Origin of the sequence: Hyphomicrobium sp. (assembly GCF_003987855.1) — a bacterium.
Lineage (GTDB): Bacteria > Pseudomonadota > Alphaproteobacteria > Rhizobiales > Hyphomicrobiaceae > Hyphomicrobium_B.
Map to the genome: position 1 here is coordinate 445006 of NZ_RXIZ01000015.1, position 12265 is coordinate 457270.

General features: G+C 58.5%; 11 protein-coding genes. 4 read left to right on the forward strand and 7 right to left on the reverse strand.

Annotated features, from left to right (window positions below):
• Positions 1 to 443 (forward strand): alpha/beta hydrolase (locus EKK30_RS15030; RefSeq protein ID WP_290986314.1); only part of this gene is annotated, 443 nt, incomplete at its 5' end.
• Between the two features lie 86 nt (positions 444 to 529).
• Here the strand turns inward: EKK30_RS15030 and msrA are convergent.
• Entirely contained in the window at positions 530 to 1036 is a 507-nt protein-coding gene (gene msrA / locus EKK30_RS15035; protein ID WP_290986316.1) for a peptide-methionine (S)-S-oxide reductase MsrA, read from the reverse strand.
• Positions 1033 to 1482 (reverse strand): peptide-methionine (R)-S-oxide reductase MsrB, encoded by a 450-nt coding sequence (gene msrB, locus EKK30_RS15040; RefSeq protein ID WP_290986317.1) that lies wholly within the window; start codon positions 1480 to 1482, stop codon positions 1033 to 1035. Before msrB ends, msrA begins: the two co-directional genes overlap by 4 nt.
• 497 nt (positions 1483 to 1979) lie before the next feature.
• Here msrB and EKK30_RS15045 point away from each other — a divergent pair, with 497 nt between their 5' ends.
• Positions 1980 to 2888 (forward strand): glycosyltransferase family 2 protein, encoded by a 909-nt coding sequence (locus EKK30_RS15045; RefSeq protein WP_290986318.1) that lies wholly within the window; start codon positions 1980 to 1982, stop codon positions 2886 to 2888.
• Between the two features lie 124 nt (positions 2889 to 3012).
• Positions 3013 to 4791, forward strand: a complete 1779-nt coding sequence (locus EKK30_RS15050; protein WP_290986319.1) for an ABC transporter ATP-binding protein — start codon at positions 3013 to 3015, stop codon at positions 4789 to 4791.
• A gap of 5 nt (positions 4792 to 4796) precedes the next feature.
• Here EKK30_RS15050 and otsB read toward each other — a convergent pair whose 3' ends face one another.
• Genes otsB through EKK30_RS15070 form a run of 4 tightly spaced genes read right to left on the reverse strand, consistent with a single transcriptional unit; the run spans position 4797 to position 9001 of the window.
• Positions 4797 to 5615 carry a trehalose-phosphatase gene (gene otsB / locus EKK30_RS15055; protein WP_290986320.1) on the reverse strand — a complete coding sequence of 273 codons (819 nt, stop codon included), beginning with the start codon at positions 5613 to 5615 and terminating at the stop codon, positions 4797 to 4799.
• A 16-nt stretch (positions 5616 to 5631) separates the two neighbouring features.
• Positions 5632 to 6726: a carbohydrate kinase family protein gene (locus EKK30_RS15060; RefSeq protein WP_290986322.1), complete on the reverse strand. Its 1095-nt coding sequence runs from the start codon at positions 6724 to 6726 to the stop codon at positions 5632 to 5634.
• Positions 6723 to 7532, reverse strand: coding sequence for an ROK family protein (locus EKK30_RS15065; RefSeq protein WP_290986323.1), 810 nt, complete (start codon positions 7530 to 7532; stop codon positions 6723 to 6725). The genes EKK30_RS15060 and EKK30_RS15065 overlap by 4 nt, the downstream gene beginning before the upstream one ends.
• Positions 7529 to 9001: a trehalose-6-phosphate synthase gene (locus tag EKK30_RS15070; protein ID WP_290986324.1), complete on the reverse strand. Its 1473-nt coding sequence runs from the start codon at positions 8999 to 9001 to the stop codon at positions 7529 to 7531. Before EKK30_RS15070 ends, EKK30_RS15065 begins: the two co-directional genes overlap by 4 nt.
• Before the next feature lie 294 nt (positions 9002 to 9295).
• Between EKK30_RS15070 and EKK30_RS15075 the strand changes: the two genes are divergently transcribed.
• Positions 9296 to 10369 (forward strand): HWE histidine kinase domain-containing protein, encoded by a 1074-nt coding sequence (locus EKK30_RS15075; RefSeq protein WP_290986326.1) that lies wholly within the window; start codon positions 9296 to 9298, stop codon positions 10367 to 10369.
• A gap of 14 nt (positions 10370 to 10383) precedes the next feature.
• Here the strand turns inward: EKK30_RS15075 and EKK30_RS15080 are convergent, their stop codons facing one another.
• Entirely contained in the window at positions 10384 to 12249 is a 1866-nt protein-coding gene (locus EKK30_RS15080) for a glycoside hydrolase family 15 protein (RefSeq protein WP_290986327.1), read from the reverse strand.
• Between the last annotated feature and the right edge of the window lie 16 nt (positions 12250 to 12265).

A 12265-nucleotide genomic window follows, 5' to 3' on the forward strand; every position in this document is an offset into this window, starting at 1 on the left:
AGCGGATTGCCAGTTACTGGAAGGAGCCGAAATCATTCCCGGACGTACCTGAGACATTCATGTCGCCTGCGGCTGTAAAGCTCCGGCATGTCGGTGGAAGCGAGCATCCGGATCGCTATGATCCAAGCGTCTGGAACGACGAGATCAAGTTTCTGGCTCAGCCTGGACAACGTGAGATCCAGGAAGCACTTCTCTACGATTACCGAAACAACGTGGCTACGTACCCGGCCTGGCAAGAATGGCTCCGCGTCCACCAGCCAAAAATGTTGGTGGTCTGGGGCCGCAACGACAGCTCTTTCATCGTCCCCGGCGCAATGGCTTTTCAGCGCGACGTGCCCGCGGCCGACATACACATTCTCGATGCCGGACACTTCGCCCTGGATGAAAAGGTCGATGAGATCGCCGGTCTCATCACGGCGTTCATGCAGAAGATCGCCCATTAGACCGAAAACAAATCGGGGCAGTGCGCTCAGGAGAGCGACAACTGCCCCGACATCAACCAACAGCGCGGTTCAAAAAAGGAAACGCGTTAGCCCGCCTTTTTCAGTCCTAGCCGCCAATTCGGCCTGACATAGTGGCAGGTGTAGCCCGCCGGATATTTCTCGAGATAGTCTTGGTGCTCGGGCTCCGCTTCCCAGAATGCTCCTGCCGGTGCAACTTCTGTGACGACTTTGCCAGGCCAAAGACCTGAGGCATTGACCTCAGCGATCGTCTCTTCCGCAACGCGCTTTTGCTCTGGGCTCGTGTAGTAGATCGCGGAGCGATAGCTGAGGCCCCTGTCGTTGCCCTGGCGATTGAGCGTCGTCGGGTCATGGATCTGGAAAAAGAATTCCAGGATGTCTCGGTAGCTCACCTTCGCCGGGTCGAACACGATCTCGATCGCTTCCGCATGCGTGCCGTGATTCCGATACGTGGCGTTCGGAACATCACCGCCTGTATAGCCCACACGCGTCGAGATCACGCCTTCATACTTGCGAATAAGATCCTGCATTCCCCAGAAGCAGCCACCGGCCAGGACCGCACGTTCTTGTGTCATCGAACATCCTCCACCTGGTCTAAATAGGCACCATATCCTTCGGCTTCCATGTCGTCGCGGTGAACGAAACGAAGCGAAGCCGAATTGATGCAGTAACGCAGCCCGCCGCGATCCCGTGGACCATCCGGAAAGACATGGCCGAGGTGACTGTCGCCGTGAGTCGACCTGACCTCCGTGCGCACCATTCCGAGCGATGTGTCTTGCAACTCGCTGACGTTGGCAGGAGCAATCGGCTTCGTAAAACTCGGCCAGCCGCAGCCCGACTCAAATTTGTCGGAAGAAGCGAACAAGGGTTCGCCGGACACGATGTCGACGTAGATCCCCGGCTCCTTGTTGTTGAGGTATTTGCCCGTGCCGGGCCGCTCTGTCCCATTCTGTTGGGTGACGCGATACTGCTCGGGAGTGAGCTGGGCGATCGCATCTGGGTTCTTTTTATAATGCTCCATTGTTTACCTCTCATGGGAACCGGTCAGACATCGCTTCCGGAACCGCGTTCGCCTCCCTATACGGCCCAGCCAAGCTCACTGTTACATAATTGCTTCTACCGGGCCCGCAAACGGCCTATGGCTTTTGTCATAACGGGTGACGCCGCCCTGCGGCGACAATGTCTCGACCTGTGGACAAAAAACGAAAAAACCCACGAATTATCTTGAATGTGCTCTACGACAGAATAAAGCGTTAGGGGCATGTTTCCGAATTTATTACAGATCCGTCTACGTGTGGATAAGCCATCAGTTAAAGCTTCCGCGGATTCAAAATATTGACCTATGTTTTTCTCGGCGCTCCGTAAGTCAGTCGGGCGCAGGACTGAGGGCTTACGTTGGTAAACTTGCGCACGCGGTGGATTTGACGTGTCAACAATTGTTCACGAACCGGCGCTAGCCACTAGCTGTAATGGGCGTAAAGCGCGGTGACGTTGAATGATACTCGCATGGTATTTTCGATGAGCCCATTGCCGATCTCCTGCTTTATCATTGCGAAGAATGAGGCCGACCGTATCGCTCGCACCATCAACTCCGTCCGGCACTGGGTGGACGAAGTCGTGGTCGTGGACAGCGAGAGCACCGACGACACGGTGCGTATCGCTGTCGAGGCGGGAGCCCGAGTTATTTCTCAGCCATGGCTCGGTTTCGGCGGACAGAAGCGGTTTGCTGAAGACCAGTGCCGGAACGACTGGGTCTTAAACCTCGATGCGGACGAGGTTGTTACTCCCCAGCTCAAAGACGAAATCGTAGCCCTGTTCGCCGCTGGAACCCCGTCCAAGGTGGCCTACGGATTCCCAGTTGACCTCGTTTATCCGGGCGATGAACGGCCGCGCCGCTGGGCGCGGGACCATTGGTACGTGCGGCTGTACGATCGCCGGGCTGTTCGTTTCAGAAACTCACCGGCGCACGACACGGTCACCACCGGCGAACATCCCATCGGCGAGTTGCAATCCCCCGTTTTCCACTATTCATACCGCTCCTACGACGATCTGAAAGCCAAGCTTTCTGGGCGGATGCCTTTATATGCCGCCCACTCTGCCAAGTACTTTCGAGTGGCGTTGCTGGCACGCATGGCGATCGAATTTCCTGTAAATTTCTTCAAGTATTACATCGGACGTCGTCATTGCACCGGAGGCCTGAAGGGACTGCGATACGCCTGGATTTCGGCCTCGTATCGCTACCTTAAGGTAGCGCACATGTGGCGATCGCGAAATTCGAGGGTGGGCCCGGTGGCGCCGACCTCACAGGATGAGGAAGGGCCTGTTGATCGGCCCGCAATTTCACGCGATCCGGTGGCCTCGCCAATGGATTTTTCGGCATACGTTAGCGTGCAGCCGGCAGCTGAGATGTATCCGGAGCGGGTCTAGTTCCGCACAGCTTCCGGTAGCGAAGAATTCGTTGAGTTGACTTTCGTGTCGGCGCAACTCAACGTGATGCGGTCAGCTGCGTATTGCGAGCGACGGGGGATCTGCTGAAAAGCTGAAGAGACTTATGCAGAACGCAACAACGATCGAGCTGTTGAAGCGGCTGTTCCGTGAGAATGGCCGCGAATACGCGCCGCAGTACACGCTCGCGATCATTTGCATGTTGGCTGTCGCGGGCGCGACCTCATTGAGCGCCTACGTCCTCAAAGGCGTTATCGACACGATCTTCGTGCACCAGGATCGCGCGGCGCTGATCGGCATCACGATTCTTATCGTCGCGATTTTCGTTGCTAAGGGTTTCGCGGCTTACTTTTCCGAGATCATCGTTGGCAATATCGGTAACCGCCTAGTCGCGCAGACCCAGAAGCAAATGTTCGAGCATATGCTCAAGGTCGACATGAGCTTCTATCAGAAACACCCATCCAGCGATCTTGTGACGAAGATGTCGTACAACGCCAACGCGGTGCGCGACATGCTCACTTTGGTGTCTCTGAACGTAGGACGTGATCTCTTCACGATCATCGGGCTCGTATGCACAATGATCGTTTTAGATCCGATCCTGTCAGCGATCGCTTTGATCGGTGGCCCCATTGCCGCGATGTCGTCGCGCAAGATGGTGGCTCGCATCAAGAAAGCCACGCGCAGCGAGGTTCATTCTCTGAGCGGCATCATCCGCATCACCCGTGAAGTCAGCCAAGGCGCTCAGGTCGTCAAATCATTTCAGCTCGAGAAGACGATGCGTTCGCGCATGTTTGAGGCGATCGAGGCTGTCCAGCGGCTGTCCAACAAAATGCTGAAGATACAAGCCGGCGTTAATCCGCTCATGGAGGCGATCGGAGGATGCGCGGTTGCGGCTGTGATCTTCTACGCCGGTTGGCGCAACCTTTATCATGGCGAAAGCCCCGGACAGTTCTTCGCTTTCGTCACTGCGCTCTTGATGTGCGGAGACCCGGGGCGCCGGCTGTCTCGCGTCCAGCTTCAGCTTGCGACAGCTGCTGTCGGCGTCCGAATGATGTACGAAATCCTGGATACGCCCGCCAACGAGGACGAGCCCCCGGGCCGGCCGGAACTGGAAGTGCACGGCGGCGCGATTGCATTCCGCGACGTATCCTTCCGGTATACCCAGAACAAGCCCGTCATCGAGAATCTCAATCTGCAAGTTCCCGCAGGCAAAGTAACCGCGCTCGTCGGCCATTCGGGCGGAGGCAAGACGACGATCTTTGCCCTTCTTCAGCGATTGCGCGTGCCGGATTCCGGGCTGATCGAAATTGACGGCCAATCGATTGCAGACGTCTCGCTCAAATCCTTGCGCGGGAATATCTCTGTGGTCGGGCAGGACGCATTTCTGTTTGAGGGCTCGATCATCGATAACATCCGGGCGGGTTCTGAGGACGCCACGGAGCAGATGTGCATCGACGCCGCCAAGGCTGCCAGCGCCCATGACTTCATCATGTCGTTGCCGCGGGGGTATGAGAGCCAGGTCGGAGAGCTCGGCGCGCAAGTCTCTGGTGGTCAGCGTCAGCGCATAGCGCTTGCTCGCGCATTCCTCAAGAATGCTCCGATCATTCTCCTCGACGAACCGACGTCCGCGCTCGACAGTGAGACCGAAGACAGCATCCAGCGCGAGCTGCGTCGTCTCACACAGGGCAAAACGTCTCTCGTTATCGCCCACCGGCTCTCGACAATTCTCCACGCCGACTTGATTCACGTGATCGAAGCCGGCCATGTCATCGAGAGTGGCACGCACGAGCAGCTCATGAGTGCCGGCGGCGCTTACAGCCGCTTGTTCAAGCTCCAGTTCGCGAAGTTCCTCGAGACTAAGTCGCCGGATGATCAGGCTGCCTGAGCACGTCAGTCCTTCACGCGCGATAGTTTCTGAAGCCATTCCAGTACGTCTGCGGGGCCGTGGAACGACGCCTCTTCGTGGGAGAAATGTTCTCCCGCCACTTTCAGGCCAAAGCCACCAAGCTCTTCGGCCGCGTTGAACGCTGCGATATCGGCAATGTCGTCCCCGATCATCACCGGAGTGCGGTTGGCGAACGGCGGCATTGACGCCAGCGTGCGCAGCGCTCGGCCTTTCGAAAAACCGACCGGCAGGACTTCAACGACCTTTCTGCCGCCGAAAATCGTGAACTGCTCCGGATACTTCATGACAAGCTTTTCGAGCATCATCATCAGCGCGGTGTGCTGCTCCGGCGCGAGCCGGTAGTGCAGAGCGATGCCGTTCCCTTTATCTTCGAAAACAATGCCGGGCAGATCGATGACGATCTTTCGAATGTCATCCTGCAAAGCCTGATCGAGGCTAGGTGCCAAACTCTCGATTGCGCCGTCCGATGATATCCGCATCTGCGCGCCGTGAACGCCCGCAGCGACGAACCGGGCCGGATGAAGCAGCTCGTCGGCCTCCTTCAATGGGCGCCCGGTGATGATGGCCACCGCGCCTGAAAGACGTTGGGATAAAGCATCCAGAAGATGGGGCAGGATCGGAGGGATGCGTACCGTCGAGGGCGTCAGCGCTACGTCGAGAAGGGTGCCGTCAATATCGAGATAGAGAGCGACGGGAAGATCGGCGGCGAAGAGCCGTTCGACATCGTTCCGCAACGCGTCCGACCGGTCCTGAACCGACAGATCATGATGGGACCCCGAAGCGCTTCTGCGCGCCTGCTGCATTCCGACGTTCCTTCTATCAAATCGAGAGGCTGAAGAGCGCTGGCTCGCTCGTCTGCTCGATCTCCCTCTCTAAGGCCGGGCGGGTCAACAGCCCGGATTGCGTGTCGATGTATTGCACAACGCTTGCTGCGTTAATGGTTGCGGCGCTCAGTGCCCTCGCCGGGTCGTCGGTATCAGCAAGATAACATGCGAACGTTGCTGAAAACGCGTCGCCCGCACCAGTCGTTGCGGCTGCGACGACATGCTGCGCCGCACGATAATGAAGCCGAGAACTGCGCGCTATGAAGGCGCCATTTGCCCCGTCCGTTAACACGACAACGTCGATTCCCAGCGTGCGTAAGGAGCCGAGAAACTTCATCAGCGTCATCTCGTATCCGCCGCTTCGAAGGCCCCTTTTGGCAAGCGGCGGGATTGCTGCCTCATCGGCAGCAACGAGCGGGGCTCCTCCATCGCCGAAGTGTTGAAGAATATAAGGCATGAGAGCCTGTGCTTCCGCGCGATTTACGCACAGAATGTCGATCGCCTGGATGTTCTGCCAAAAGTCGTCCGAGCGTGCAGTCAGCTGGCGAATGCCGGGATTAACGGCAAGCATCGCCCCGGCAGTCTTCGCGCGCTGAACCGCAAGCGGATAGTTGTCAGCCGACTCATTGCTGAGATTGGCGATGTACACGAGCTGCCGGCCAGAAAAAGCTTCGGGGGGGAAATCGTCCGGCCGTAGCCGAGTGTTCGCGCCACGATAAGTGAAGACGGCGGCATTACGGTCATGTGAGGAGATGATAACCGACGCACCGGTAGGCTCTTGATCATCGGCTGAGAGCCACGAAACATCTACGCCTTCAAGTCGTAGTCGGTTGCGAATGGTCTCCGCCTTGTCGTCCTGCCCTGTCTTGCCGATGATCGCCGTGTGATGGCCGAGGCGCGCTGCGGCTACGGCGGCATTCAAAGCTCCCCCGCCGCAGCTCGATGCGATCTGCTCAGCTTCCGTCTTCTGGCCTTCTTCCAGAAGAAGAAACGAACTCTCGGCGTTGCGCATCTTGATCTGTTCGATCTTGTCGCTTTCGATCGTAACGATCGTATCAACCATTGCGCCGCCAATGGTGAGAACGTTCATCGCACCTCCGTGCGTGCTCCGCTCATCTCGCTAGCCTCCCGGAACCACTGGTCCATGTCAGGACGCCACAGCCGCGCGCCTCCCGAGATGCCGACAGACGGCGGCACGACGCTCGCCCAACGCGGCAGACTGAATGTCATCCGGCGGGAATTGCCACCGCCAACATAGATGTGATCGACATTGGTCAAGGCGTAGACAGACGATAGCACCTGCTTGGCCCGTTCGTTCCATGCTTCAAGACCGAGCGCAAGAAAGGCTGCCTGGCCGATGAACTGATCGTAGTTGCACTCTTCGGTCGCCTTGTGTTGGCCAAGTTCCAATCCGAAGAACGCCGAACCATTGACGAAGAGCGCGCACCCCATTCCGGTGCCGAAGGTTAGCACGCATTCGCGGCCTGGGCCTTTCGCAATGCCGAGACCGTAGACGATAGCATCGTTCAAAACGCGCACGGGCGCACCTAGGCGGTCGCTCAAGTTGCGCTCAAGATCGAATTCCAACCATTGCGGCGTCCCGAGATTGGGCGCGGTCATGACGTGGTTCCGACCGATGACGCCGGGAAAACCGACCGAGACGCGCCCGAACGCGGGAAGCGTCTTCACCACGTCCACAACCAGATCGACAATGACCTGTGGCGTGGAAGGTTTCGGCGTCTGCGTCGTGATGAAGTCCGAGATGAGGCTCCCGGCCTCATCGACGGTCGCAGCTTTGATCAGCGTCCCGCCGATATCCACGCAAAGAATATTGGGGTTCGCGCTCATGTCTTCCAATGCCAAAATGCGTGCCTGCGGCAGGCCTGCCCGCATCATGTTCCCACATTTGCCGCTGCCCGGCTATGAGTGGAGTTTTTTTTAACGCTAGCCTGCAATCGCTCCAGAGCTTTGGCCATATCTGATGATTTCGAAAAGCGCCCCGCTCTCCGTTGTCCCGCCTTCGCCAATTCCGAGAAAAAGCTCCGGCTCCAAGCGTTGGAGTCGCTCTTGCGAACGTTTCGCAAAAGCTTCTCGTGGCGCGCACACCGCTCATCTCGCGGCATTTCCAACGCGATGCGGATACCCTGCACGATATCAGCGATATCGTAAGGGTTGACGAGCACGCAATCGGGCAGCTGATCCGCTGCTCCCGCGAATTTCGACATCACGAGGACACCCGGATCCTTTGGATCTTGTGATGCGATATATTCCTTGGCCACAAGGTTCATGCCATCCTTGAGGGGCGTCACCAATCCTACGCGGGACGTGCGATAGATGTCGCGCAGTTCGCTGCGCGGGATCGTGCGGTGAATGTAGTTGATTGGCACCCAATCCAACTCGCCGTAGCGGCCATTGATCGACCCTGCAAGAGATTCGAGCTCAGCTTTGATGTCGGCGTAGGCTTCCACGCTTTCCCGCGTCGGCGGCGCGAATTGGGAGAGCACGATGCGGCGGCGGTACTCCGGATATTCCTCCAGGAACTTGCCGTAAGCCCGGAATTTCTGCGGCAGACCTTTCGTGTAATCGAGGCGGTCGATGCCTATGATCTGGTGAAGGTCTCCCGTTTCTGTCGGAGGCAGCGCCTCTGCTTCGCCCGGACCGAATGCGAAATCGTTGGGATCGATTCCCACAGGGAAGCAGCCGATATCGAGTTCAGCCTCGAATACGCGGATGCGCCCTGACGGAAGTAGCCTGCCAGCGACGCTCTGCTGGAGGAAATCAATCAGATTGCGGACGTCGGACTGCGTTTGCAGACCGATAAGATCATAGGCGCCAAGCGCGCGCGCAATTTCCTTGTTCTCGGGGATGGCGAGCATGGCCTGCGCCGGACCAATTGGGATATGCAGAAAAAACCCGATCGGGTTCTCGACGCCCAGCTTTCGCAACTCGAGAGCCATGGGCACGAGATGATAATCATGCACCCAGATGACGTCGTCGGGCTGGAGGAGGGGCGCCAAGTGTCGCGCGAACCGCTGGTTCACCGCGACATAGCTCGAATAGTACCCAGCCTCGAACTGAGCGAGGTCGAGCCGGTTGTGAAAAACCGGCCATAGCACCGAGTTTGAATAACCGAGATAGTAGTCGTTGTAGTCGGGTTCCGTGAGAGGCTCAGTGACCGTCGTGTGACCGCCGACCGTTATCGATTTCGGTTCGGGGCTTCCGCTTTCTTCGATCTGCCCGTCCCACCCAAACCAGAACCCGCTATGTTGTTCCAGGGTGTTATAGATCGCGACGCCGACCCCGCCGGCTTGTTGCGCAGCGTTGAAGTCGATGACGCGGTTTGAGACCATGACGAGCCTGGCCAAGAGTGCTCCTTCCGCTTGACGCGATACAGTTGGTAAACGCCAAGTCCCCACGAGGCATTGCCAGGAATAAACCCCCGAGATTGCAGGGGGTTCCCAAAACCAGGATCGTAGGTTAAGTCCGGCGCGTCAAAAGCCCCTTACGCGGTTAACGCGTGCCAACGCCGCACCTTGGAAATCCTGGCGGCCTCGCGTGAATCGCAAACCCGTGCTATCGGAAGCAGCGCAATATCGGGGGCGCGGCGCGGGCAACCGTGCCTTCCAGCTGGAATTTCTAATGGGAGCCGCGATCCGTTCGTGCCGCGATTGGTTCGGCTTGTCGATAATCTGATCGAACGCGAATTTCCGCGACTAAGGCGAAGGCCCCAATTCGCCTACCCGTTGGGGCTCGTGATATTCGCCGTCGCCGCTGGAGCGCGACTATGGGCATCAGACTGGCTCGAGGATAATACGCCGTTCCTTACCTTTTTCGTTGCCATCCTGTTGACGGCTCTCGTCGCCGGTACAGGTCCCGGCCTCCTGGTTATTCTGTGCTCCCTGGTGTTCAGCTGGTACTTCTACTTTCCAGCGGTGGGTTGGTTGCCTCTGAGCAAGCCGGCGATTGCAGCGCTGAGTGGTTTCGCGATTCTGTCGCTGTTGATTGTCGCCGTGGTCTATCTGCTCAATCGCAAGGTCGAGAGCCTGATAGATGAACGCGGTCGCAGCGAAGGACTTCTACAAGATAGCGCTCTCGGCGAGTTGCAATTGGAGCAGCTGAACATCGAGCTTCGCCATCGGCTCAAGAACACATTTGCGGTTATCGGTGGTCTCATCAGCCAGTCGGCGCGGTATACCCGTGACGTCGACCAGTTCGCGACGGTGTTAGCCGGGCGGCTATCGGCCATGGGCAACGCCATGGATTTGATCGCCATGCGCAGCTTCATGGGCGCGTCCCTGAATGAACTGATATCCGAGACGTTGAAGCCTCTTGTCCCGCCCGGCCGCGACCGCTTCCATATGCAGGGACCAGAAACGATCATCCCCGGCGATGTCGCCAGTGCATTGGCGCTCACTCTGCACGAGCTTGGCACGAACGCGATAAAGTACGGTGCCTGGTCGGACGCACGCGGCAAGGTCAGCGTAACTTGGACGTTGACCCGTCTCGAAAACGACGACAACCGCTTTGAGCTGTTGTGGAGCGAACGCGGTGGTCCCCCGGTGTCTCAACCGGAACGGCGCGGGCTTGGAACGACGTTGATCGACAGCGGCTTTCCGACCGCGCAGGTGGAGAGACAGTTCGAGAAGGACGGCGTCCAGTGTCTGCTCGTCGCCGTCTTGAAGCAGGCCACCACGCGCCGAACGCGCGGCCGTGCCGCATCGTCGAACCGCTGAGAGCAGTGGCTCGCTTATCGGCCGTACGCCGCCGCCATAAGTCGGGCCGCCGCTTGCTCATCGACGTGATAGGCGGCTCCTGACGTTGTCCACGCGTCTTCCCATTTCCGCGAAAGCGTCATCGCCGAATTGATAAGTCCGGCCATCGAATAGGTTTGCGGCAGGTTCCCCCAAAGTTCTCCCGTCGCTGGATGCAAGTCTTCGCTCAACATGCCAAACGAGTTGCGATGCTTCAGAAGCTCGACGAAGAGCTCGCGAGCTTCACCGGCCCGGCCGATCGAGGCGAGCGCATCGATGTACCAGAACTGACAGGCCAGAAACGAAGATTCCGGTAGTCCGAAATCGTCCTCGGCCGCGTAGCGCAGCATCAAGCCATTACGCATGAGCTCGCGCCCGATCGTCGTGCACGTCTTGACGAAACGCGGATCACTCGGGGGAATGAAACCGAGATCGGCGAGCAAGAGCACGCTGGCGTCAAGTTCCTGATGGTCGAATGCTCCCGTGAAGGCGCCACGTTTCTCGTTCCACGCCCGCGCCAGGATTTCCGCGCGGATTTTCTCTGCAGCTGAATTCCAGTGCGCGGCACGCTCCTGAAGCCCGAGGAGTTGGGCTATCCGCGCAAGCCGATCGCAGGCGACCCAGCACATGGTCGCCGAATGCGTGTGGATGCGCTGCCGTCCACGATATTCCCAAATCCCGGCGTCAGGCTCGAGATAAAGATTTTGCGCCTGCTCTCCGAGCGCCTCGAGTTCGCGGAAGAGGCTGACGTCGCCCATCCGAGGCAAGCGTTGATCGATGAACATGTGCGTGGCACCCAGAATGACGCTGCCATAAGCGTCATGCTGGAGTTGATCCGAGGCAAGGTTGCCGAGCCGAACAGGCCCCATGCCTCGATAGCCTTGCAGATCCGGCGCCACCTGCTCGGCGGTCGTATCGTTGTGCACGATCCCATAGAGCGGCTTCAGCGGGCCCTTGCCGTCGGCAACGATCGTCGTGATGTAGTCGAGATAGTTCTCCATCGATTGGGTTGCGCCCAACCGATTCAGCGCACGAATGACGAAGTAAGCGTCACGCAGCCAGCAGAAACGATAATCCCACGTTCGCGGTGTATTCGGTGCTTCGGGAATAGAGGTCGTGAGCGCCGCGGTAATGGCGCCCGTTTCTTCAAAGGTGCAAAGCTTGAGCAGGATGGCCGCACGTATGATCTCGGGTTGCCACTCATAGCTGACAGCGAGTCCACGCACCCAGCTGACCCAGAAATCCCGCGTGCGTTCCAGAAACTCCCGCGAGAGCGCGTCCATCGAGCTATCGATCGGTTCATCTGAACCGATGACGAGGGTCGCCGCGTGCGTCAGCGCGAAGGGCGTTTCGTGAACGATGTAGGAGACGGGCACATCGGTCGTCACGCGCACGGCGCTGGCTCCGCACAGATAGCGAATGTGATTGGAGCCGTGCGATGCGATGGGTGCAACCTGCCCATAGCTGTGGGTTGGGCGCATGCGGATCGTGACGCGCGGCAGACCTCTGAGCGGCTCGATCCGGCGCATCAGTTGCGTTGGATGGAAAGAGCGATCGAAACGCCAGAACCTTGGCGCGAAATCCGTGACCTTCACGGCCGCGCCGCTATCCGAAACAAGAATTGTTTCGAGAATGCATGTGTTGCGAATGTAGGACGAGGTCGCCGAAACTTGCCCGTCGAGCACGACGTCGCAGAATCCTTTTTCTTCATCTCCCGCCAGAAGCCGGCAGAACACTGGATCGCCGTCGAGCCGCGGATAGCACCACCAGACGATGCGCGCGCCTTTATCGATGAGCGCGGCGACGCGTCCGTTGCCGATGGCCGCCACGTCGAGCGAGGAACGATACGGATTGTCGATCATTTCTGTCCCCGAGAAT

Bases quoted from the DNA above. Each gene is read 5' to 3' on its own strand.
- msrA (WP_290986316.1), bottom strand. From the start codon at position 1,036: ATGACACAAGAACGTGCGGTCCTGGCCGGTGGCTGCTTCTGGGGAATG.
- msrB (WP_290986317.1), bottom strand. From the start codon at position 1,482: ATGGAGCATTATAAAAAGAACCCAGATGCGATCGCCCAGCTCACTCCC.
- EKK30_RS15045 (WP_290986318.1), top strand. From the start codon at position 1,980: ATGAGCCCATTGCCGATCTCCTGCTTTATCATTGCGAAGAATGAGGCC.
- EKK30_RS15050 (WP_290986319.1), top strand. From the start codon at position 3,013: ATGCAGAACGCAACAACGATCGAGCTGTTGAAGCGGCTGTTCCGTGAG.
- otsB (WP_290986320.1), bottom strand. From the start codon at position 5,615: ATGCAGCAGGCGCGCAGAAGCGCTTCGGGGTCCCATCATGATCTGTCG.
- EKK30_RS15060 (WP_290986322.1), bottom strand. From the start codon at position 6,726: ATGAACGTTCTCACCATTGGCGGCGCAATGGTTGATACGATCGTTACG.
- EKK30_RS15065 (WP_290986323.1), bottom strand. From the start codon at position 7,532: ATGATGCGGGCAGGCCTGCCGCAGGCACGCATTTTGGCATTGGAAGAC.
- EKK30_RS15080 (WP_290986327.1), bottom strand. From the start codon at position 12,249: ATGATCGACAATCCGTATCGTTCCTCGCTCGACGTGGCGGCCATCGGC.